Below are 23,071 nucleotides of genomic sequence, written 5' to 3'. Positions count from 1 at the left end.
ACATGAGTTACGCCCGCTGAATATCAGCAGGCGCTGGCTTTCAGAGCGCCTTCACAGAGATGGCTTCGCCCGCCATTTTCTTACGCAGCGTACGCTTGGTACGGTCAATCACATCGCCCGCCAGCTGACCACAAGCGGCGTCGATATCATCACCACGGGTCTTACGCACGATGGTGGTGAAACCGTAATCCATCAGCACTTTGGAGAAGCGATCGATACGGCTATTGGAGCTACGACCATACGGCGCGCCCGGGAAGGGGTTCCACGGAATCAGGTTGATTTTGCACGGCGTCTCTTTCAGCAGTGCCGCCAGTTCATGCGCGTTGTCGGTGCTGTCATTGACGTGATCCAACATCACATACTCAATGGTCACACGGCCCTGATTGGCGTTGGACTTGCCGATGTAGCGTTTGACCGCCGCAAGGAAAGTCTCGATGTTGTACTTTTTGTTGATCGGCACGATCTCATCACGAATCGCATCGTTCGGCGCGTGCAGTGAAATCGCCAGCGCTACGTCGATCATGTCGCCCAGCTTATCCAGCGCCGGCACCACGCCTGAGGTTGACAGCGTAACGCGACGTTTTGACAGGCCGAAACCGAAGTCGTCCAGCATGATATCCATCGCCGGCACCACGTTGTTCAGATTCAGCAGCGGTTCGCCCATGCCCATCATCACCACGTTGGTGATCGGACGCTGACCGGTAATTTTCGCGGCACCGATGATTTTCGCGGCGCGCCATACCTGGCCGATAATTTCTGATACGCGCAGGTTGCGGTTAAAGCCCTGCTGCGCCGTCGAACAGAATTTGCACTCCAGCGCACAGCCTACCTGCGAGGAGACGCACAAGGTTGCGCGATCCGCTTCCGGGATGTAGACGGTTTCAACCAGCTGGTCGCCCACGCGAATCGCCCATTTAATGGTGCCATCGGTGGAACGCATCTCTTCCGCCACTTCCGGCGCACGGATTTCAGCGCGCTGCATCAGCTTACCGCGCAGCACTTTGTTGATGTCGGTCATCTGCTCGAAATCATCGCAGCAGTAGTGGTACATCCACTTCATGACCTGATCGGCACGGAACGGCTTTTCGCCCATCTCAAGAAAGAATTCGCGCATCTGCTGACGATTAAGATCCAGCAGGTTAATTTTTTCGTTTTTTGGGGAAACAACCACGGGGGAAGCGGACGACGGCGTCACAATCTGTTCGGACATAATGTTCTCTGGCCTCGTTGTTACACGTTACGGCTCTGGTTAATAGTAGGAAAAAAACAGCGCCCTCGCTGAGGCTGGCTCAACAAGGGCGCATAATTGTACTACATCTGCTGCATGATGCCAGGGGAACCGTTTTACAGAGGTTGAACAGCTGTAAAGACGGGTGTCCGCTCAGGCCATCAACGCACTTAGCGAGTGCGTGGGCAGACTTCGTTTTCTGCGAAGAAGTACGCGATTTCGCGTGCTGCAGATTCAGCAGAGTCAGAACCGTGGGTCGCGTTCTCGGTGAAGCTGTCCGCGTAATCCGCACGCAGGGTCCCTGCCAGCGCGTTGTCTGGGTTAGTTGCACCCATCAGATCGCGGTGACGCTGAACGGCGTTTTCGCCTTCCAGTACAGAAACCACAACCGGACCAGAAGTCATGAATTCAACCAGACCATCAAAGAATGGACGGCCTTTGTGCTCAGCGTAGAAGCCTTCAGCCTGCTCTTTGGTCAGGTGCAGCATTTTTGCGCCAACGATTTTGAAGCCCGCGCTTTCAAAACGGTTATAAATTGCACCAATCACGTTCTTAGCGACGGCGTTTGGTTTCACGATTGAGAAAGTACGTTCGATTGCCATGTTGACCTCTAGTTAGCATCCTGAAGAATCCGGGAGCTCCTCCCGGTAAGAAAACGCGCCGATTATAGGGATATCGCAGCGCGTTGCCTATTAGCGATTTGCGGAATTATTGAAAATAATTGATTTTTGTCGGGGCGCGCAGGCAAAAAGTATGCCATATCCATGCACTTAACCGCGGATAAATGACACCGATGAGAGTTGCCCCGCTTCATCCATCACCACCAATTGATAACTGCCCGGCTCATCCAGCACCAGCGCCGCACTCTTATTACTCGCGTCCCGCTCAAGCGGCTCTCCGTTTAAGAACCACCAGCGCTGCTCACCTTGCCCGCCCTGCACCGCAACCGGCATCACCAGCACCACTTTACCCGGCAGAGGCTGTACGCGCTGGCCGTTGATCACACCAGTAATCACCATCGGCGGCGCATTGCCCTGATTGCGCGGCGGACAAGCGGGATCGATCGGCGGCAAGCGCTGCGCACGGCGTTCAGCAACCGGCAGCCAGGGTTCAAGCGGCAGCGGCCACATCAGGCGCTCCCGACTTTGCGCATCCGGGCAATCGGCCGCCACACGCCATCCCCGGCTGTTCTGCCAGTAGCGCTGACGCAAGCCATTGACGCCTTCCTGCCCCGGCGCCAGCAGCGTCGGTGGCACAGTTTGATTCAACACCCAACTCTGACGACGCTGGCGACAGTTCTCGTCGCCGGGAGGCAACGGCTGACCGCCAGGCCAGCAAATGCTCATGGCGCTGACCGCAAGCGGACGCGGATCGCGCGGCGCACCGCTCACCGGCATGTGTCCCGTCAGCACATTATTGACCTGATTCATCACCGGCACCGCCGAGGCAAAACCAAATTGCCCGGCGACCGGCGTGGCATCCGGCCGCCCGACCCACACGCCAATCAGATAGCGCGACGTGATGCCAATCGTCCATGCATCGCGATAGCCGTAGCTGGTCCCGGTTTTCCACGCCAAAGGCGCGATCTCCGGCACCGCGCCGCTGGCCGGAGGTTGCGCCGCGCCAGCCAGAATGCGCCGCACAATCCATGCTGCGCCCGGCGACAACAGCGGCCTCTCATGCAGCGGCTGTGTCGTCAGCCAGCGCAACTGCGCCGCATTGCCGTGACGGGCAAAGGCGCTGTAGGCCGCCACAATCTCATCCATGCGTGCGCCGGTGCCGCCCAGCACCAGCGACAGATTGGGCTCTGCGCCAGCGGGAAAGCGCAGATTCAATCCCACGTTACGCAAGCGCGCGGCGACACTTTTTGGCCCCAGCGCATCCAGCAACTGCACCGCCGGGAGATTGAGCGACCGCTCCAGCGCAGCGCTGGCGCTCACCGGCCCGTGAAAGCCCGAGTCAAAGTTGCCGGGACGATAGTCACCGAAGCGGCGCGGCACATCCTGCAGCAGTGATTCGCCATGAATCAGCCCATCATCCAGCGCCATACCATAGACAAAAGGCTTCAGCACCGATCCTGGCGATCGCACGCTCGAGATCATATCGACATGACCAAAACGGCTGTCGTCATTGAAATCCACCGATCCGACATAGCCGCGCACTTTCATGTTTTGGTGATCCACCACCAGCAGCGCCAGCGAGGTGCGCGGCGGTAAGTTGTTTTTCAGCGACGTCGCCAGATTCTCCAGTTCGCGCTGCAGCGACACATCAATGGTTGAGGTGATTTTGGTATCGGGTGACAGCGACAATAGGCGTCGGGCCAGCAGCGGCGCACGTTGCGGCATTTGGCGCGGCGGCAGCCACACCGCTTCTTGTTTGATATCGGCGACAACCTGCGCTGACCAGACGTGATATTGCGCGAGGCGATCCAGCACTTTATTGCGTGCTGCTTCGGCGCGCTGAGGCCAGCGGTCCGGACGCAGGCGGCTTGGTGCCTGTGGCAACACCGCCAGCAGCGCCGCTTCACCTTGGGTAAGTTGCGAAGGCGGTTTCCCCAGCCACATCCAGCTCGCCGCGCCAACGCCCTCCACCGTGCCGCCAAAAGGGGCGCGATTGAGATACAGCGTGAGGATGTCGCGTTTTGAGAGATGATATTCGAGCTGCAGCGCGCGCCACACCTGCACCACTTTGCCGCGCAGAGTGCGCGGTTGCGGATCGATAAGTCGCGCCACCTGCATGGTGAGCGTGCTACCGCCGGAGACCACGCCGTGATGCAGCACGTTCTGCCCGACTGCACGCACAATCGCCATCGGATTGATGCCGGGATGATGCCAGAACCAGCGATCTTCATAGGTCAGCAGCGCCTCGATATAAGCAGGCGAGACATCCTCCAGCGTCACCGGATAGCGCCAAATGCCTTGCGGGTCAGCAAAGCGCCATAGCGGCGTACCGTCCTCAGCCACCACCACGCGCGCCGGCTGCAACTCATGCAGCGGTAGCGGTGTAAGGCGATCCAGCAGCCACAGCGCGGCCAGCAGCAGCAGTAAAAAAAGCGGCAGCCACCGCCACCGCTTTAGTCGCTTACTTCCAGACATCAATGCTTAGCGCACATTGAGTTTTTCCGGCGTGCTGCCAATCGCGCGCCATTCCGGCACATACATCGATTCCACCTGCGGCGGCGGCAGGCGATAGCTGCCCGGCGTCACCGCTCGCGCCAGATAAAGCAGCGTGCCCGGCGTGTAGCCATCGAGCGCCAGCGCGGCGACAAAGCGGTCGTCACGGAATTCGATGTGCTTGATGTTGGCTTGTTGCATATCCATCATGCTCTCTTTCAGCGCATCGGCACTGTCGCCTAAACTGGCGCTGCTGTCGCTCAGGTTCTGGTTTTCCAGCTCCAGTCCGGCAGGCAGCAGATCCACCACCAGCGCATCACTGACGCGCTCGCTGGCCGCGACGTTAAGCCGCACCACCAGCAGCTCGCCACTTTTCAGGTTGGTGAGATCCGCCGGCTTACCCTCCAGCGTGAAGTACTCACGACTGATCTGCAGCACGTTGCTCATCGGCGACGGTGCGGTGCGCGGATACCCCACCACATTCAGCGTGCCGTAAAGCGGCGATGCGTTGTCGCTTTTCACCGACACGCCCTGACGCAGCTGATCTTCCGTCATGCCAATATTGAGCGGCTGATCACTGCTGAGCGGTTCCGCTTTACCCTGCAGGGTCGCCTGCCAGCTTTCACCTTTGTGCTGCTGCAAGGTGCGAGCGGCGAGGAACAACGCGTTGTTTTCCTGGGTCGAGAACCAGCGCTGTCCGTGCACGGCTTTTGCCAGCTCGATCAACAACGGACCTTGCATCTCCGGCAGCAGCTGGTTTTCTGTCAGCAGCGACAGAATCAGCGCGCGATCGCGCACCGGGCTGCCGTAATCGCCGAGCCAGCTGTTGGGTTTACGTTCCAGGCCAATGCCCTGCGCCAGCGCCAGTTGCGCGCGCTGTTGATCGCCCATCAGCTTCAACGCCACGCCAAGTTGCACCATCGCCAGGCCCGATTTAGCACGATCGCGCTTTTCATACAGCGCACGCAACGCACCGAGCGGCGCCTGCTGCTGACGCGCCAGCACCAATCCGGCATAAGCCTGCACGCTGAAACGCAAGCCATCGGCATCGCTGCTCCAGCTGGTTTCGATCTGCGCGGGATCCTGCAGGTAGCGCAGCAGACGTTCGTCGGCGCGCGTAATTACGCCATCCGGCACGCTGTAACCGGCTTCGCTGGCGCGCAGCAGGAAATCGGTGACGTAAGCCGTCAGCCAGAACTCTTCCTGACTCTCTTTGCTCCACAAACCAAAGCTGCCGTTGCCGCGCTGCATGCCGGCAAGACGCGCGATGCCGGTATCAATTGAGGCGCGACGCGCTTCATCGTTACTGGTTTTGATGCCCATCGCCGTCAGCTGCGCATGATTGGTGAACACCGACGGCCAAATGCCGCTGGCGGTCTGTTCAAGGCAGCCATAAGGATAGGCGTACAGCGAACGGATATAGCTGGCGATATTCAGCGGTGGACGGTTACTGAGCGACAGCTGTCCGCTCAAGGTATCCTGCTGCAAGCCATTGAAGGCGCTGGCCATCACCTGCCAGTTCTGACCGGTTTGCATCACGTTATCGAAACTCAGCGTTTGTGCCGGATAGGCCGGACGCACGCCAATTTTCCATTTACGCTCGCTCGCTGCCAGCGTTTCGCCCGGCAAACTCATGCCGGAAACCCTGACCTGTACCTCGCCTTCACCGAAGCCGCCCAGCGCTCTGACCGGAATTTGCAAGGTGGTGCGCGCGCCTTGCGCCAGCTGCACGCTGGCAGGGATGTTGCCGTTCAGGGCGATCTGGCCGCTGGCGCTGATGTTGATTTTCAGCGTTTGCGGTTGATCGGTGAGGTTAGTGAGATCCAGCGCCAGCGTAGATTGATCGCCGCTGGCCAGGAAGCGCGGCGTCGCCAGTTCACTGCTCAATGGCGCGGCAACCACCAGCTTACGATCGGCCGACCCGAAGCTGTCGTCGCTCCACACCTGCGCCATCAAACGCAGTTCGCCATTAAACGCCGGAATCGGCAGTTCCAGCGTACCTTCGCCATTGGCATCCAGCGTTACGGGCTGCAACTGCTGCGCCACAATATGCACGTCAGTGACCGGTTTTTTGCCGCCGCGCGACAGCGCATCCGCATCGTCGCCGTCACCACCAAAGCGCAGCGCGGCCAGTTTGCCACCGCCTTCAATCAGTTGACCAAACACATCGTATTGATCGGCGTTATAACGCTTGCGGCCAAAGAACGCTTCCCACGGATTCGGGGTTTTGTAGTCAGTGATGTTAAGCACGCCGCTGTCCACCGCCGAGAGTAATACCTGAACCTGCTTCGGCAATGCGCCACCTTCACGACTGGCTTTGATCTGCACTTTTAGCGTCTGCTCAGGACGGATCTTATCCGGCGCGTCGAGCGCTAAGCTGAGGCGGCGCGCTTCGGTCGCCATCGGCAGATGCAGTAACCCCACCGCGCGCTTCGGCGTGACGCCGCTGGCCTTGTCGCCGTCGCGCACCACGATGGCGCTGAGATAAAGATCGTGTCGCTTCCAGCTGTCCCTAATCGGTACATCAATGGTTGCGCCGCCCGCCGGAACCTCCAGCGGTTGCCACCACAGCGTGCCGCTGCTGGATTCCACCATCAGATAGCCTTTGCCGGCAGCAGGCGACTCCACCTGTACGTGTGCGATGTCGCCCGCCTGATAGGCGGTTTTATCAATTTTCAGTTTGACCTGATCCGGACGCAGCGCGCCGGTGCCGTTGGTATTGTCCTGCCACCCATATCCGGCCTGGAAGCGTACGCTGCTAATGATGTTGTCGCCGGCATGCACTTCCAGGCGATAGGTGCCCCACTCCACCGGGAAACTCACTTTCTGGCTGCCGCCCGCCGCAATAGAGATGCGCTGCTGATCCTCCTGCAGATCCTTTTGATCGAAGCGCGATTGCCAGCCTTCGCTGTCAGAGAAGCTCCAGTAATAGTCGCGGCGTTCGTGGATCAGGCGCACATCAAGATCTGACGCCGCCAGTTTTTCGCCCTGCGGATTGGCGTAGACCACGTCGAATTCCGCGAGGCTGTTTTCTGCCACGGTCGGCTCATCGTGATAACGATCGCTGCGATAGTCATATACCGATTCACTGCTAAACAGCGGACGGATGCCGGGCAGCGCCGCTGCCGGCCAAATCGCCTGAGTCGCGCGGCGCGTCACCGGACGGCCGCCGGTTTCCAGCAGGCTGGCTTGCAGAATCAGATTGAGCGGTGAATGGATCTCTTTCCAGCTGCTCTCAACGTTAAGCTGCAGCTTGCCGCTCTCATCCAGCTTCTCATCCACATCATCGAGCGAACGTTTCAGCTCTTCAGTGATGTCGCCAAATTGATAGCCGGGCAGCGCGGCCACCGCTTCACGCGCGGGACGCAGCAACAGCTGCCCTTGCAGCTCGTTACCCGCAGCCGGCGCGCCGTACAGATAGCGGCCTTCAACAACAAAGGTGACGTCCTCATCCGGCGCCACCGGCTGCGCGCTGTTGGTCAAATCCAGCGCCATGCGCTCCGGCAGGAAATCTTCGACGTGGAACGTCCAACTGCGCGGCTGGTTGTCGCCACTGTTGATACGCAGCGTCCATTCGCCGGTCATTGCGGAAGCCGGTATCGCGAAGCGATGTTGATAGATGCCGTTCTCCGGCTGCCAGACAAAGGTCTGCGACACTTCGCCATTCGGCTGCACCACGTCGGCTTTCACCGGCTGCGGCGGCAACGGTTTGCCATCAGCATCACGCAGCAGCGCGTTGACGATCACCGTTTCACCCGGACGATAGAGATCGCGCGGACCAAATACGAACAACTGTTTGTCGTAGCCTTGCGGTCCATCAATCGGGAACTCCGCCAGATCCAGCGCCGGACGATTAAGATCGATCAGCGAAGTTTGGTCCTTTTGTGTCGCCAGCAGCAGCTTGCCTTTAGCATTCGCCGGTAAACGCAAATGACCGTAGCTGTCGCTGGTGCCACTGGCGAGTTGTTTGCCTTTCTCATCCAGCAGCTGCACGCTAACGTCATCAAGTGGCGCGCCATTGGTCAGGCTTTGGGCAAACAGTTCCAGCTGTTCAGGGAATTGGTGCAGCGACAAACCGATGTCGCTCAACGTAAACAGCGTCGCCGGTTGCGTGTAGTTGTAGGTTCCGGCCTGTTTCATCACCGCCAGATAAACGCCCGGCTGCTTCAGCGCATCGACATCGCCCAGCGGCAGCTGCATTTTCTCGCGCGTGTTGCGTGCCGGATTAAGATCGAAGCGGGCGCCGTAAACCAGATCGGCATTTTTCAGCAGCTCGCGTGATTCCCAGTACGACATATTGTTGCCGTAATTCCACTGCGCCAGAAAATCGGCCAGCGAGGCGTTTTTCACGCGGAAGAAATCGACGTCGACGTTATTCACATTCAGCGCCAGCACCGGCAATCCCTGCGTCAAACGCAGCGGCAGTAGCGATCCGCGACTGGCAAAACCCACCATCGGCTGGATATCGCGCGTGGTGAGCGATTGGCTAAAAGATTTCGATAAGGTGCTGCCATCTGCTGCTTTGAGACCGGCATCGACATTAACCGTCAACTTGCGCGACGGTTCAGGATGACGAAAACGCAACGCTTTACCGTTTGGCGCCAGCTCCCAGCCGCCATCAACCTTGCCGCTTTTCTCATCGATAATCTGCACGCGCGCAGCGAAATCCTGCTTCGCTTCAAGCGGCGTGTTGAAGGTCAACACCAGCGCGGCGGCGCCGTCGAGTTGCAGCTCGGAGAGATCGATAACCGACAGCGATTTCTGCGTTGCTGTTGCGGTTGCCGCTTCCTCCGCGTGTATCGTCAAGGTCCCGCCGCCCAGTAATCCAGCACCGAACAGCGCGCTGAGCAGCAGCCGGTTAAAACGTTTTGCCATGGTAATTCCCTCACCAGTCCCAGAAGTTAAGAAAACGTCATTCCGCGCAATTTCACATCAACCCGCCAACTTTAGCAATCACACCCTTGAGATAGCGTTCACATTCCCGGAGACTGGTCGTTTCCCGTTTGCTGAGAAGAGGTTGCTATGACAGCCATGTTTGTGTCCGCTGATTGGTTGAAAGAACATTACACCGAGGAAACATTGCAGGTGCTTGATGCCCGCATGTTACCGCCTGGCCAGGAAGCCGTACGTGATGTGCAGGCTGAATATCTGGCTGGTCATCTGCCGAATGCGCCGTTCTTCAATATTGAAGCCTTGTCCGATCACACCAGTGCTTATCCACACATGATGCCCCGCGCCGAATCCTTTGCGGTGGCAATGCGCGAATTGGGCGTCAGCCAGGACAAACATCTGGTGGTGTATGACGAAGGCAACCTGTTTTCGGCTCCGCGTGCGTGGTGGATGCTGCGCGCCTTTGGCTGCGAAAACGTGTCGATTCTGGCCGGAGGATTACAGGGCTGGAAGGCAGCCGGTTTCGATGTCGCAACCGGCCCGGTTAGTTTGCCGGAAGGTGAATTCGAAGCGACTTATGATGGCGCACAGGTGAAACGTCTGACCGATGTGCTGCTGATCAGCCACGAAGGCGGTGCGCAGATTGTCGATGCCCGTGCGGCGAACCGTTTTAACGCCGAAGTGGATGAACCGCGTCCGGGCTTGTTGCGCGGGCATATTCCCAACAGCCTGAACGTGCCGTGGAACAGTTTAGTGGTAAATGGTGAATTGAAACCGGCAGCGGAACTGCGCGATCTGTTTGCTCAGGCAGGGGTAAAACTGGATCAGCCGGTGATTGCCAGCTGCGGTTCGGGTGTCACGGCGGTGGTGGTGATTCTGGCGCTCACCTCGCTGGGTGTGCGGGATGTGACGCTGTACGACGGTTCGTGGGGCGAATGGGGCAGCCGCGACGATTTACCGATCGAGAAGTGATAGCAGGTCGCCATCAATGGCGACCGCGCATTATATAATCCGCTGACTGCCCTTAAAATCGCGCAGGAAACTGCCCCAGCGACGTTCATAGAACGGCGTGATGTGGGCAGTAAAGAAGTGGCTCACGCCACGATCTTCATTAACCACTTCACAGATATCAATGGGCGCATCATCCGCAAGCGTATCCGTCGCTACACCGCCCGCCGCCTGAATAATCTCATCGATATCGCTATCAGCTTCGATACCAATCAGCAGGTTCGGTGCTTCGCTAGCGCTTTCACGAATGCTGGCGATGTAAGCACGGCGTACCTGTTTGTACTTGGCAAACAGTTGCGTTAACGAATCAATCATCTGCGCTGGCGGCTCGGCCACTTCGGACAACAGCAACGCATGACCACCTTCCAGCACGGTTTGCTGGCTCAGCGCACTGCCCTCTTCGCCAATCAAATGGGCGATTTCACCCGGCGAAAACTCTTTACCCGCAGGCAGTTTCGGATTGAGGAACAGCGTTTCGCCTTGCGTGATCTCAAACAGCGTGCGCACCGGCATGCGCAGGTAAGGCTGTTCATCTTTGATGGCCTCGCCCATCGCCTCTTCCGAGGTGAAGAACGGGATCACGCTGCCGCCACCCTCTTTTTCCCAATGCTGTAATTCGACCGGCGAAGTCGCATCAAACTGTTCGGCGGGACTTTCGCCTGGCACCCATACATCGGCTTCCAGCAGCAGCTGGAAAAATTCCGGACGGTGCGCAGGCTCAGTAGCCGCCAGCTTCAGCACCTCTTCAAGACGGTTACTCATTTATCGTATTCCAAAAAAGACGGCAAGCTTGCGCCTGCCGTGATGAGGATTATTTCAGTAACAGATTGGCGACGGTGCGCACACCCAAACCGGTCGCACCCGCGGACCACTGATCCACCGCGCTTTTGCGGTACGTCGCGGAGCAGTCAATGTGCAGCCAGCCTTGCTGATATTTGCTGACGAAATGCGATAGGAACGCCGCCGCACTGCTGGCACCCGCCGCATGTGACGGGCTGGCGATGTTATTCAGATCGGCAAAGTTTGAAGGCAGATGGCTGCGATGGAACTCGGCCAGCGGCAGACGCCAGAAAGCTTCGTTTTCGCCGGTTGCGCTGCCAAGCAGCGATTCCGCCAGCACATCGTCAAAGGTAAACAGCGCGTGATAATCGTTACCCAGCGCGGTTTTCGCCGCGCCGGTCAGCGTTGCCGCATCGATCAGCAGTTCAGGATTTTGCTCGCTGGCATCGATCAGGCCATCGGCCAATACCAGACGACCTTCCGCATCGGTGTTCATCACTTCCACGGTTTTACCGTTGCGATAGCGAATGATGTCGCCCAGACGGAAGGCGTTGCCGCTGACCATGTTGTCTGCGCAGCATAGATACAGTTTCACGCGCTTATTCAGACCGCGCGAAATCGCCAGCGCCAGCGCGCCAGTCAGCGTTGCCGCGCCGCCCATGTCGGACTTCATTGAGTCCATGAAAGCGCTCTGCTTCAGGCTGTAACCGCCGGTATCAAAGGTGATGCCTTTACCGACCAGACAGGCGTAAACCGGCGCATCTTCATCGCCAGTTGGATTGAAATCCAGCGCCAGCAACACCGGTGCGCGCGTGGAGCCGCGGCCCACGGTGTGGATACCGGCGTAACCCTGAACACGCAAATCGTCACCTTTGGTGATGCGATAGCTGACTGCTTTGCCGCCCACTTCGTTGATCAGATCAACCGCGTTGTGCGCCAGCTGTTCCGGGCTAAGATCTTCCGCCGGCAGGTTGATGGTGTCGCGCACCCAGTCAACAATCTTCAGACGACGTGCAAATTCAGCCTGATCGTCTTCATTGAATTCCGGCCACTCGACCTGACGTTTGCCTTTCGGGCTGCGGTAGCCTTGCCAGAACGCCCAGCACTTTTCCACATCCCAGCCTTCGCCCTGCAGCGAGACGTGACGAATGCCCTGGCCGTCCAGCTTGCGCCCCGCGCGCTGGATGCTCATCAGCGCGTCTGCGCCAGTCAGGTGAACGGTCATGCCACTTTCGTTGCTGCTCAGCAGCGCTTTGTCACCCCAGCGCGCATCGGCGGCCTGGGAGCTGAGCGTAATTATCATCGGTTGTGTTGTCATCGCGTGGCTCCGTTTGCGTTAGGTGTCACCTTGCGCCAGAACCGGCGCAAGGGGTGCATGAATTAGCGGGCGTTTGCCGCAGGCGAAAGTGCCCGCAGACGTGTTACCGCTTTGTTGACCAGCTCGATAGCGTACTCAATTTCCTCTGCGCTGGTGAAGCGTCCGAGCGAAAAACGCAGCGAGCTGTGTGCCAGCTCCTGCTCAACGCCCATCGCGCGCAGCACATAGGAAGGTTCGAGACTGGCCGAGGTACAGGCGGAACCGGATGACAGCGCCAAATCTTTCAGCGCCATAATCAGCGATTCGCCATCGACGTGGGCAAAACTAATATTGAGGATGTTCGGAGCGCCCTGCTCCAGCGAACCGTTGAGGTTCACGTTACCCAATTGACTAATACCGCGCCACAGACGCTGGCGCAGCTCGGCCAGACGCGCCATTTCGCTGCCCATCTCTTCACGCGCAATACGGTAGGCTTCGCCCATGCCGACAATCTGATGCACCGGCAACGTGCCCGAACGCATGCCGCGCTCGTGACCGCCACCGTGCATCTGTGCATCAATTTGCAGACGCGGTTTACGACGCACCCACAGCGCGCCGATGCCTTTCGGTCCATACAGCTTGTGCGCTGAGAACGACATCAAATCCACCGGCAGTTCAGTGACGTCAATCGGCAATTTGCCGACGCTTTGCGTGGCATCAACGTGAAACAGGATGTCACGCGCACGGCACAGCGCGCCGAGTGCGGCGATGTCCTGAATCACACCGGTTTCATTATTGACGTGCATCAGCGATACCAGCACCGTGTCGTCACGCAGTGCAGATTCGAGCATCTGCGGCGTAACGATACCGTCGCTGCCCGGCTTTAAGAAGGTGACATCAAAGCCTTCGTGCGCCAGTTGCTGGCAACTGTCTAGCACCGCTTTGTGTTCGGTTTGGCTGGTAATAATGTGTTTGCCGCGCGCCTGATGGAATTGCGCGGCACCTTTGATCGCAAGGTTGTCCGCTTCGGTCGCGCCGGAGGTAAAAACGATTTCACGGGGGTCGGCATTGACCAGCTCAGCAATTTGATTGCGAGCCACATCAACAGCTTCTTCAGCCTGCCAGCCAAAACGGTGGGAACGGGACGCGGGGTTACCGAAAGTGCCATCCATTGTGAGGAACTGCATCATTTTGGTGGCAACACGCGGATCCGCAGGCGTAGTGGCTGCGTAATCCAGGTAAATCGGTAATTTCATTGCGCTAAAACTCCGTATAAAAAATCATACGTCTTTATAGCACATTCGGCCTCGCCCGTATGAACAGGAAAGGCCGAAGGAGAACTGATTAAGCGCGCAGATTAACGTTGATGGTTTCTTGCACACGATGCTGCTGGAAGCGGCGATTATCGACAGTGTTCTGACGATCGGCCACTTCAAGGATTTCCTGATTATTCACCAGTTCCGCCAGCGTGATGTTGTTGAGGAAGTCGCTGATGCGCTCACTCAGATCACGCCACAAAACGTGGGTCAGGCAACGCTCGCCGCCCTGGCAGCCCTCTTTGCCCTGGCATTTAGTGGCATCGACAGATTCGTCAACGGCGGTAATAACCGCGCCCACAGCAATCGCGCTTGAATCTTTGCCTAACAGATAACCGCCACCTGGACCACGAACGCTTGCCACTAAGCCGTGCTTACGCAGACGTGAGAATAACTGCTCCAGATAGGACAATGAGATGCCCTGACGCTCAGAAATGTCAGCTAGCGGCACCGGGCCCTCATTGGAGTGCAGTGCAACGTCCAGCATAGCGGTTACGGCATAACGTCCTTTGGATGTCAGTCTCATAGCATACAACCTCGTAAGCGTCCGTCCGGTTATCGGCGGGTTATCTGAAGAATTGACGCCAGTCTGACATTCCTGAGTAAAACGGTCAACTATTTAACCAAGTAAATTGCTCAACTATTTAACCAACTGTTTTACTCAACTATTATCCACATTACCTTTGCGCTTTTCGAACGATGCCATCATGCCGCGCAGGATGTTCAGTTCGTCGCGTTCGGGGCGCGCACGTGTATATAAACGACGCAGCTTGCTCATCACCTGGCTTGGCGTGCCTTCACGGATAAAGCCGCTGTTCAGCATCATCTGTTCGATGTGCTGATAGAAGCGCTCCAAATCGTCAACCAGCGGATACGGTGATTCGACCGGCTCTTCCGTCGGCGCGGCTTTTTCCTGCGCGCCCAGCCAGGCCATGCGCACTTCGTAAGCGATAATCTGCACCGCCATCGCCAGATTCAGTGAGCTGTATTCCGGGTTCGCCTGAATCGCGACGTGATAGTGGCATTTCTGCAACTCTTCGTTAGTCAGGCCCACGCGCTCGCGGCCAAACACCAACGCCACCGGCGCCTGCTGCCCCTCTTCCACGCTTTTAATGCCGCACTCGCGTGAATCCAACATGGGCCACGGCAGTGAACGTGAACGTGCGCTGGTGCCAACCACCAAACTACAACCGGCAATGGCTTCATCCATGGTATCGACAATGCGCGCATTACCAATGACATCGCTGGCACCGGCGGCGAGGGAAATGGCCTGTGAATCGGGTTTCACCAGCGGATTGACCAGATAAAGGTTGGTTAAGCCCATGGTTTTCATCGCGCGTGCGACGGAGCCCATGTTGCCGGTGTGCGACGTTTCTAGCAGTACGATTCGGATATTCTGCAGCATAATTAGAGGCGGTCAGGGAAATGATGGCGCGCATCCTAACATAAAAAGAGGACATTTGCTGAACACGCTGATATACTCCGCGCCGTTTTCCCCGTTCTTTAACATCCAGCGAGAGATACCGATGCATCCGATGCTCAACATAGCCGTGCGCGCCGCGCGCAAGGCCGGAAATTTAATTGCCAAGAATTATGAAACCCCGGACGCTGTCGAAGCCAGCCAGAAAGGCAGCAACGACTTCGTTACCAATGTTGACCGTGACGCAGAACGTCTGATTATCGAAGTAATTCGTAAATCGTACCCGAAACACACCATCATCACCGAAGAAAGCGGTGAGCTGGCGGGCGAAGATCAAGACTTTCAATGGGTAATCGATCCGCTGGATGGCACCACCAACTTCATCAAACGTTTACCACACTTCTCCGTTTCTATCGCTGTGCGCATCAAAGGCCGCACCGAAGTGGCTGTGGTTTACGATCCAATGCGCAACGAACTCTTTACCACCGTACGCGGTCAGGGCGCTCAGCTGAATGGCTATCGCCTGCGCGGCAGCACGGCGCGCGATCTGGATGGCACCATCCTGGCGACCGGCTTCCCGTTCAAGTTGAAGCAGCACGCAACGCCTTACATCAACATCGTTGGCAAACTGTTCACCCAGTGCGCTGATTTCCGTCGCACCGGTTCGGCGGCGCTGGATCTGGCGTACACCGCTGCAGGTCGCGTTGATGGTTTCTTTGAGATTGGCCTGAAGCCGTGGGATTTTGCGGCGGGCGAGCTGCTGGTGCGTGAAGCGGGCGGCCTGGTGACTGACTTTACCGGCAACCACGGCTACGTGATGTCAGGTAACATCGTTGCGGGTAACCCACGCGTAGTGAAAGCAATGCTGGCATCGATGCGTGAAGAGTTGAGTGAAGCGCTGAAGCGCTAGAAGCGAGAAGGCGGCTGAATCAGCCGCCTTTTTTTGTTACCGACGTTCGTGGCTTAATACCTGACGCGGTTGCGTCCTGCGACCCACGCGCCCCAGCAATGCTGCCAGTACCGCTTCAATCACCAGCATAAAGAAGGTGAACCAGCTCGCTTTCGCCGTTGCGGCCGCCGCTTGCTCAGCCACTTCACGGGCTTTTTGCTCCGCCTGCTGTTTCAACTCCTGATACTGTTGCACGGCTTTTTTATAGCTCTCCTCGGTTTGAGTCACAATCTGCTCAACCTCTTGATCGCTTTTACCGGTGCGCGCTTTGATAATATTTTTCAGCGCATCACGATCGGCAGCTTGCAATGTATCTGAGTGACGATTCATAACGCCTTTCAACCAATTAGCCAGATCATTATCAGCATTCTGTGGATTTTGTGCCGTTTGCTCTGCTTGATTTTGCGCGTTATTGGCTTCGTTATTTACATCCTTTTGCAGATTCTCAGGTTGTAATTCTGTCTTGCCGGTTTGACGCAGCGTAGTTTGTAATTCGTTTTTTAAATCATCTAAATTGATATTACTTTCCTGCAGCTTCTCTTTTGCCATATTGGTTAGTGATGGCGCCGCTGCGGAAATTCCATTACCCACGGCATTTACGCCGGCGCCTAAAATATTAAACGCACCGCCAATAACGCCAGTCGCCAGGGTAATCGCGAGCCACAATGTCAAAATGGTGCTAACACCAAACATCAACAAACCATGCATCGCCCCTTCGCGCTGCGCCAGACGCCCCGCAACGTAGCTACCTACGCCCATGGCAATCAGCATACTCACGCCGGTCCAGATTAACGCGCCGGTTCCCAGATGCTGCAGCGGATTTTGTTCCTGTTGTGGATCGATGGTTGTTGCACCAATCGCTGTACCCAATATCCCCAATAAAATATGAATGATTAGCGCAGCGATAACGCCGGCAAATACTGCGCTCCATGAAATACGTTTTAATGGTAGGCCGCCATGCACGTCGTGCACCGTATCTACGCTGCCATTATTAATCCGAGTTTCAGGCATCGTTTTCTCCTCGCAGAATATTTCGCTGAAATTTTATAATTGCTAATCCACCAGGATATTGACTGGTGTAATTGAGCTTAGACAGAGAAATCTATTTTCACCAGCGCGCTAAGCGGAGATATTTAATTAACTGTTGAGGGGGAGAATACTTGCAACAGTGGAATATTTACACTACCCAAATATCCTTAATGTCAGAAAGGACGAATTCCACCGCCGATGCCCGGCGAGGCACTTTGCCATAATGCAACGCCCGCAACGATTAACAGCACGCTACCTAACATGGCGAGCAGCGGCACCAGCAGCCTGGTCGCAGGATGAGTACCGCCGGCCTGCCCTAAGCGCTGAGCCAGCAGACGGGAGCGCTGCACTAACAAGCCGAGCGCCGAAACCGTCACAGCAGTGCCCAACGCCATCGCCACGGCAGAGGCGACGCCCCACGCATACACACCAATCACTTTGGCAAACAGCAGCATCATGATGGCGCCGGAACAGGGCCGCAGCCCCATGGAAAACACCACCAGCGCCTGCGTTTTAGCGCTAACTGCCTGATCCATCTGCGCAGCGCTGGGCAGATGCGCATGTCCGCAGCCGCAGTGTTCATCGTGCTGATGCGCTGGGCGAATAGCGTGGATCTGCAACTTTGGCTGAGGACGCCATTGCTGGCGCAGCGACCGCAATGCACGCCAACCGACCCAAATACCCAGCGCGACGACTAACAGATAACTGCCCTTTTCCAGCCAGTAACTGCCGAGATGCATCTGACGCGACGAGGTTTGCAGTACTACCAGCATCAGCGTTACCAAACCAATCGCCACGCCGCCCTGCAGCAAAGCAGCCAGCAACGTTAGCTTCATGCTGGTTTTCAACTTTGCCGGATGGGTGGCAAGAAAGGTAGTGATCACCACTTTGCCGTGTCCCGGCCCCAGCGCATGCAGCACGCCGTAAGCGAGGCTGAACAGCATCAGCGTCACGCCCGCCTGCTGCGGTTGTTCAGCCACCTGCTGCAAAAGCTGCGTCATTTCGCGATTGAGGATTTTTTGCCACAGCACGCTTTGCAGCAAAATCTGCGACCAGTGCTGCCACAGCAGCACGCCCGCCAGCAGCAATAACGCCGCCATCAGCCACAGCGGCCATAAACGACGTGAACGGGAGGGAAGCGAAATCAGTGACATGTCAGTGTCACCGTTTGGGCGAATTGCTGGCCAAGATCCATATCCTCTGGCGGCGCATCGGCTTTATCCAGCGACAGCGCATATTGCTTCAGCGAGTCATCCGGTTTCGGCGTATGCAGATCGATCTGGCAATGCGATTTAACGGTGTCGTCCATGGTTAATGCCTGTGGATTATCGTAATACATATCAACAAAGTAGCTGGGATCGAAAGTCTGAATGCGATACTGCTTCGCACTCAATAGCTGAGGTTCGCCAAACGGCACGATAAACTCCAGCACCGCTTTGTTGCCGTTGCGCGATAAGTTGTACTCTTTCGGCAGATTGAGAAACTTAACCCGATTTTTGTCCTGCCACACTTCGGTGAAATAGTGCTGACCGAGCACATTTGCCATCACCTGCGCCGCCAGCTTTTTCCACACCACATCACCGGGCTTGGCTTTACCTGCGTCGTACAACAGATCGGCGGAGGTTATCTCATCCATGGTCCACACCATTTTCATGCCGCTAAGATGTTGGTTGTCACTGATGAACTCGGTTTTCATGTCAATAAAGCTATGCGGATGTGACCAGGCTGCGGTGCTGAACAACAGCGTAAACGTAATGAGTGCAATTTTCATGTGTTATAAAGTAACAATTTTAAAGTGAAGTGTAGAGTGGCCCAGAAAAATTGTGACCCGCCCTAAAGCTCTGAACAAAAGTCACGACAAAGTGCAAGGTTACCGCGTGGAGTTAGCTATTCTTAGCTCAAAAGTGACCTGCGGATAAACCATTGATGAGTTCTGCACCCTCCTCTGCACCACTCTTCAGCCGTTCCCAGCGTCGTTGTCATCTGTTACTGCTGCTATTTCTGCCCGCTCCCGCGTTGACGCTTGAAAAGCTCTGCCAGTTAAATGGCGTGGCGCCTGTTGTCGCCCGACAGGATATCGCGGATGTGGGAGAGGAGATACAGCGTTACCATCAACTGGAGCTACACCAGATGGTCGATGGCAGCTTCCGCATACACGGGACGGAACTGGACAGGCGGCTGTGCCTGATCCATTGGCTGCGACGCGCGCTGCGTTTGTCGCAGGATTTTGTCTGCGAGCATTTTGCCCCGGTGCTGCGTCAGCGCCTGAAAGTCCTGAAAATCGAGAAAGCGTTGTGGGATGAAACTAACCTGCAGGCGCTAATTCAGCACTGCAGCCTGCGTCTGGCGCGCGACTTCAGCGCGCGCGACCGCCTGTTTCTGCAAATCTTCATGAAGTATGCGCTGTGCCAGCGCCAAAACGCTTTGTTCAATGACGGACAGCGCGCGTGGCTGGCGGAAAAAGTCGAACGTGCTGCCGCCGACGACGTCATCCATCACTGGCAGAAGCGCTGCCACTTAGCGCCGGATGTAAGCGAGACCGACTTCTGGACGCTGCTATTTAGCCTGATTCACGCGCCAACCGCTACGCAGCTGGAGCATCCGCAGGCAGTAAAGCTGATGCAGTCAGTGGAAGCGCTGATTGCGCGCTTTGAGCAGTTGGCACAAACCACCTTCAGAAATCGCGCCGAACTCACTCAGCAACTCTTTACGCATCTGGCGCAGGCGCTGGATCGCAGCCATTTTGCCATCGGCATCGATAACAGCGTGGCGCTGGATGTCGCACGACTCTATCCGCGCCTGCTGCGCACCACTGAACGCGCACTTGAGCATTTCAGCCGTAACTTTGCCACGCGCTTTAGTGCTGAAGAGATAAGTCTGGTGGCGGTGTTATTTGGTGCCTGGTTGATGCAGGAGAGTGCATTGCAGGAAAAGCAGGTGCTGCTGCTGACGGGCGCGGATGCGGCGCTTGAGCAGTTGCTGGAGCAGCAGCTGCGGGAAATGACGCTGCTACCGATTAACATCAGCTATCAGGACGTCGTGCATTTTCAGCGTGAAGGCGCGCCGCGCGACATCGCGCTGGTGATCACGCCGTATGCCATTTCATTGCCGCTGTTCTCACCGCCGCTAATCCAGGCGGAGCTGCCGCTGAGTCGTCATCAGCAGCAGCGTATTCTCCAGTTGCTGGAGAGTTAAGCGGCGCGCGGACGCAGGAACAGCGCCGGCAACGCCACTAACGCCATCACCCAGAACAGATGTCCTTGCAGATGCGTAAACAGCACGCCGCAAATCATAGTCATCACCGCAATACCGCCGCCCATGGCCAGCGCCGAATAGAGCGATTGCAGACGAATCACTTCCGCGCCTTTGCGCGCGGCAATAAACCGCATCGCCGCTAAATGGCAGACGGTAAAGCTGCCGCAGTGCAGAATTTGCGCCACGATCAGCAACGGCAACGCGGTGCTGGATCCCAGCATTGTCCAGCGGATAATGGCGCACACGCCTGATAACAGCAGCAGATCGCGCGCACTCCAGCGGCGGAACAGTCGGCTGCTGAGAGCAAAAATGATGATTTCAGCCACCACGCCCAGCGACCACAAGTAGCCAATAATCGACGCGGAATAACCGCTCTCCTGCCACCAGATCGCGCTGAAGCTGTAGTAAGCCGCATGCGCGCCCTGCAACAATGTCACGCATAACATGAAACGCCACACCGCATTTTCGCGCAGCAAATCACGCCATGCCTGCCAGCCACCATCGGTTGACGTCTGACGTTCACTGCCCTGCGGCTTCGTCGCTGGCGTTAACATCATCCCACCTAACATGCCGATCGCGCCCAGTGACAGCAGCACCAGAATCGCCTGCGATGAGAACGCCGTGACAAGCATGCCGGTTAAGGCAGAGCTGATGACAAACGCCAGCGAGCCCCACAAACGAACCGGGCCATATGTCAGACCAATTTGCTGCGTCCAGGTGGCGGCCAGCGCATCACTCAGCGGCACCAGCGGTGAGAAAAACAGGTTGAAGCCGATCATCACGAACAGCAGCCACATCCACTGTTGTCCCAGCCAATAACCGATAGCGAACAGGCACGTCATCAGCGCCAGCAGGCGCAGCGCGGTGATCAGCTGTGAGGGGTTTTTTACCTGCGGGGCAATCAGCAAACTGCCGACAAAGCGCGCCACCATGCCGCACCCCAGCAGCAGACCGATTTTTTCTGCATCAAGTCCGGTGCCTTTGAGCCACACGCTCCAGAAAGGAAGGTAAATGCCGTAACAGAAGAAGTAAGTGAAGTAGCCCAAACCGAGCCATTTGGCGGAGCCGATTGCCATATTCCCTCCAGCAAAAATGCTGCTGAGCAGCACGAGTGGGCGCTACTTTGTCAGAGCACTGCTGCGACGGCAATAAAAAAGGATGGCTTGCACCATCCTTTTTTGCACTGCATCGAGAAGCGTAAAGCTTACGCGTACACCGGCAGACGGCTGCAGATTTCCAGCACTTTCTGTTTGGTACGTTCGATGGTCGCTTCGTCGTTGATGTTGTCCAGCACGTCAGCGATCCAGCCAGCCAGCTCGCGAACATCAGCTTCTTTGAAGCCACGACGCGTCACCGCTGGGGTACCGATACGCACGCCAGAGGTCACGAACGGGCTCTTCGGATCGTTAGGTACGCTGTTTTTGTTCACGGTAATGTTGGCGCGGCCCAGAGCGGCATCGGCTTCTTTACCGGTCAGGTTTTTGCTGACCAGATCGATCAGGAACAAGTGGTTGTGTGTGCCACCGGAAACGATGTTGTAACCGCGCTCCAGCAGAACTTCCACCATCGCTTTCGCGTTCTTAGCCACCTGCTGCTGATAAGTCTTGAACTCTGGCTCCATCGCTTCTTTGAACGCCACCGCTTTACCGGCGATCACGTGCATCAGAGGACCGCCCTGACCACCCGGGAACACCGCGGAGTTCAGTTTTTTATACAGCTCTTCGTCACCGTTTTTCGCCAGGATCAGGCCGCCGCGCGGACCCGCCAGGGTTTTATGGGTGGTTGAAGTCACGATGTGGGCATGAGGAACCGGGTTCGGATAGACGTCTGCGGCGATCAGGCCCGCAACGTGTGCCATATCGACGAACAGGTAGGCGCCAACGCTGTCTGCGATTTCACGCATTTTGGCCCAGTCGCACACGCCAGAGTAAGCAGAGAAGCCGCCGACGATCATTTTTGGCTTGTGGGTTTGTGCCAGCTCAGCCAGTTCTTCGTAGTTGATTTTGCCGGTTTCATCGATGCCGTAAGGGATAACGTTGTACAGCTTACCCGACAGGTTTACCGGGGAACCGTGCGTCAGGTGACCACCGTGCGCCAGGTTCATACCCAGAATGGTGTCGCCTGGCTGCAGCAGCGCGGTGTAAACCGCGAAGTTGGCCTGAGAACCGGAGTGCGGCTGTACGTTAGCGAAATCTGCGCCGAACAGCTCTTTAGCGCGATCGATCGCCAGTTGCTCAACGATATCGACGTATTCACATCCGCCGTAATAGCGTTTGCCCGGATAGCCTTCGGCATATTTGTTGGTGAGCTGTGAACCTTGGGCCTGCATTACGCGTGGGCTGGTGTAGTTTTCAGAAGCAATCAGTTCAATGTGCTCTTCCTGACGCACTTTCTCTTGCTCCATAGCCTGCCACAACGCGGCATCATAATCGGCAATGTTCATATCACGCTTTAACATCCGGACTCTCCTGACTCAGCTAACTTTTTAACGGCAGTTTAGGCCCCGGCTAGGGGGCGAAGGCGAACAGTGTAAACGGTTTTGACAGGTGACGGTAGCGTCAATCCCCTCTTTTTGCGCAAACGATTGGCATGGCGCTGGAACGGGTTTTTTACGCTTTTTTGCAAGCCAGAAAATCACGAAATTTGCTCACTTTCATGGCGAAAGAATTTCAGCTTTGCGCGCCAGCCCGCACCTTTCTTGCTTAATCCTTAATCACAACAAGGGATTTACAGGCGCTTCGATTATCCATAAGATGCATTTAAAATACATGTTTAAATTCACTCTG

17 protein-coding genes are annotated in these 23,071 nt (G+C 56.7%); 3 read left to right on the top strand and 14 right to left on the bottom strand.

Annotated features, from left to right (window positions below; translation table 11 throughout):
* Positions 1 to 40: 40 nt before the first annotated feature.
* The 4 genes from rlmN to PZBJ_RS17195 form a co-directional block, all read right to left on the bottom strand.
* Positions 41 to 1,210 carry a dual-specificity RNA methyltransferase RlmN gene (rlmN, locus tag PZBJ_RS17210; RefSeq protein WP_007884898.1) on the bottom strand — a complete coding sequence of 390 codons (1,170 nt, stop codon included), beginning with the start codon at positions 1,208 to 1,210 and terminating at the stop codon, positions 41 to 43.
* A gap of 188 nt (positions 1,211 to 1,398) precedes the next feature.
* Positions 1,399 to 1,830, bottom strand: coding sequence for a nucleoside-diphosphate kinase (ndk, locus tag PZBJ_RS17205; RefSeq protein ID WP_007884899.1), 432 nt, complete (start codon positions 1,828 to 1,830; stop codon positions 1,399 to 1,401).
* Between the two features lie 168 nt (positions 1,831 to 1,998).
* On the bottom strand, positions 1,999 to 4,323 hold the full coding sequence (gene pbpC / locus PZBJ_RS17200; RefSeq protein WP_101763484.1) for a peptidoglycan glycosyltransferase PbpC: 2,325 nt from the start codon (positions 4,321 to 4,323) through the stop codon (positions 1,999 to 2,001).
* A gap of 6 nt (positions 4,324 to 4,329) precedes the next feature.
* Positions 4,330 to 9,216 (bottom strand): alpha-2-macroglobulin family protein, encoded by a 4,887-nt coding sequence (locus PZBJ_RS17195; protein WP_101763483.1) that lies wholly within the window; start codon positions 9,214 to 9,216, stop codon positions 4,330 to 4,332.
* A gap of 147 nt (positions 9,217 to 9,363) precedes the next feature.
* Between PZBJ_RS17195 and sseA the strand changes: the two genes are divergently transcribed.
* Positions 9,364 to 10,203 (top strand): 3-mercaptopyruvate sulfurtransferase, encoded by an 840-nt coding sequence (gene sseA / locus PZBJ_RS17190; RefSeq protein ID WP_101763482.1) that lies wholly within the window; start codon positions 9,364 to 9,366, stop codon positions 10,201 to 10,203.
* Between the two features lie 30 nt (positions 10,204 to 10,233).
* Here the strand turns inward: sseA and sseB are convergent, their stop codons facing one another.
* The 5 genes from sseB to trmJ form a co-directional block, all read right to left on the bottom strand.
* Positions 10,234 to 11,001: an enhanced serine sensitivity protein SseB gene (sseB, locus tag PZBJ_RS17185; RefSeq protein ID WP_101763481.1), complete on the bottom strand. Its 768-nt coding sequence runs from the start codon at positions 10,999 to 11,001 to the stop codon at positions 10,234 to 10,236.
* Positions 11,002 to 11,050: 49 nt separating this feature from the next.
* On the bottom strand, positions 11,051 to 12,337 hold the full coding sequence (gene pepB / locus PZBJ_RS17180) for an aminopeptidase PepB (RefSeq protein WP_101763480.1): 1,287 nt from the start codon (positions 12,335 to 12,337) through the stop codon (positions 11,051 to 11,053).
* A gap of 62 nt (positions 12,338 to 12,399) precedes the next feature.
* Entirely contained in the window at positions 12,400 to 13,572 is a 1,173-nt protein-coding gene (locus PZBJ_RS17175; protein WP_101763479.1) for an IscS subfamily cysteine desulfurase, read from the bottom strand.
* An 88-nt stretch (positions 13,573 to 13,660) separates the two neighbouring features.
* Complete coding sequence (gene iscR, locus PZBJ_RS17170) at positions 13,661 to 14,158, bottom strand: Fe-S cluster assembly transcriptional regulator IscR (RefSeq protein WP_008108287.1); 498 nt, start codon at positions 14,156 to 14,158, stop codon at positions 13,661 to 13,663.
* A 135-nt stretch (positions 14,159 to 14,293) separates the two neighbouring features.
* Complete coding sequence (trmJ, locus tag PZBJ_RS17165; RefSeq protein ID WP_101763478.1) at positions 14,294 to 15,037, bottom strand: tRNA (cytosine(32)/uridine(32)-2'-O)-methyltransferase TrmJ; 744 nt, start codon at positions 15,035 to 15,037, stop codon at positions 14,294 to 14,296.
* A gap of 121 nt (positions 15,038 to 15,158) precedes the next feature.
* On the opposite strand from trmJ, the gene suhB reads away from it, so the two are divergent.
* Positions 15,159 to 15,962: an inositol-1-monophosphatase gene (suhB, locus tag PZBJ_RS17160; protein WP_101763477.1), complete on the top strand. Its 804-nt coding sequence runs from the start codon at positions 15,159 to 15,161 to the stop codon at positions 15,960 to 15,962.
* Between the two features lie 36 nt (positions 15,963 to 15,998).
* On the opposite strand, the gene PZBJ_RS17155 is transcribed toward suhB, so the two are convergent.
* The 3 genes from PZBJ_RS17155 to PZBJ_RS17145 form a co-directional block, all read right to left on the bottom strand.
* Positions 15,999 to 17,012, bottom strand: a complete 1,014-nt coding sequence (locus PZBJ_RS17155) for an MFS transporter (protein WP_101763476.1) — start codon at positions 17,010 to 17,012, stop codon at positions 15,999 to 16,001.
* A 191-nt stretch (positions 17,013 to 17,203) separates the two neighbouring features.
* Positions 17,204 to 18,184, bottom strand: coding sequence for a nickel/cobalt transporter (locus tag PZBJ_RS17150; protein WP_101763475.1), 981 nt, complete (start codon positions 18,182 to 18,184; stop codon positions 17,204 to 17,206).
* On the bottom strand, positions 18,175 to 18,801 hold the full coding sequence (locus PZBJ_RS17145) for a DUF1007 family protein (RefSeq protein WP_101763474.1): 627 nt from the start codon (positions 18,799 to 18,801) through the stop codon (positions 18,175 to 18,177). Before PZBJ_RS17145 ends, PZBJ_RS17150 begins: the two co-directional genes overlap by 10 nt.
* A 155-nt stretch (positions 18,802 to 18,956) precedes the next feature.
* Between PZBJ_RS17145 and csiE the strand changes: the two genes are divergently transcribed.
* A complete protein-coding gene (csiE, locus tag PZBJ_RS17140; protein ID WP_101763473.1) occupies positions 18,957 to 20,225 on the top strand; it encodes a stationary phase inducible protein CsiE in 1,269 nt (422 codons plus the stop codon).
* On the opposite strand, the gene PZBJ_RS17135 is transcribed toward csiE, so the two are convergent.
* Together PZBJ_RS17135 and glyA are read right to left on the bottom strand one after the other, a co-directional pair.
* Positions 20,222 to 21,361, bottom strand: a complete 1,140-nt coding sequence (locus PZBJ_RS17135) for a 3-phenylpropionate MFS transporter (RefSeq protein WP_101763472.1) — start codon at positions 21,359 to 21,361, stop codon at positions 20,222 to 20,224. The two genes, csiE and PZBJ_RS17135, sit on opposite strands and share 4 nt — an antisense overlap.
* Positions 21,362 to 21,489: 128 nt before the next feature.
* Complete coding sequence (glyA, locus tag PZBJ_RS17130) at positions 21,490 to 22,743, bottom strand: serine hydroxymethyltransferase (RefSeq protein ID WP_101763471.1); 1,254 nt, start codon at positions 22,741 to 22,743, stop codon at positions 21,490 to 21,492.
* Positions 22,744 to 23,071 lie beyond the last annotated feature (328 nt).

Origin of the sequence: Pantoea endophytica, from assembly GCF_002858935.1 — a bacterium.
GTDB classification, from domain to species: Bacteria; Pseudomonadota; Gammaproteobacteria; order Enterobacterales; family Enterobacteriaceae; genus Pantoea; species Pantoea leporis.
Note: the sequence above shows the minus strand (reverse complement) of the source record. Positions and strands in the feature narration are given on the sequence as shown.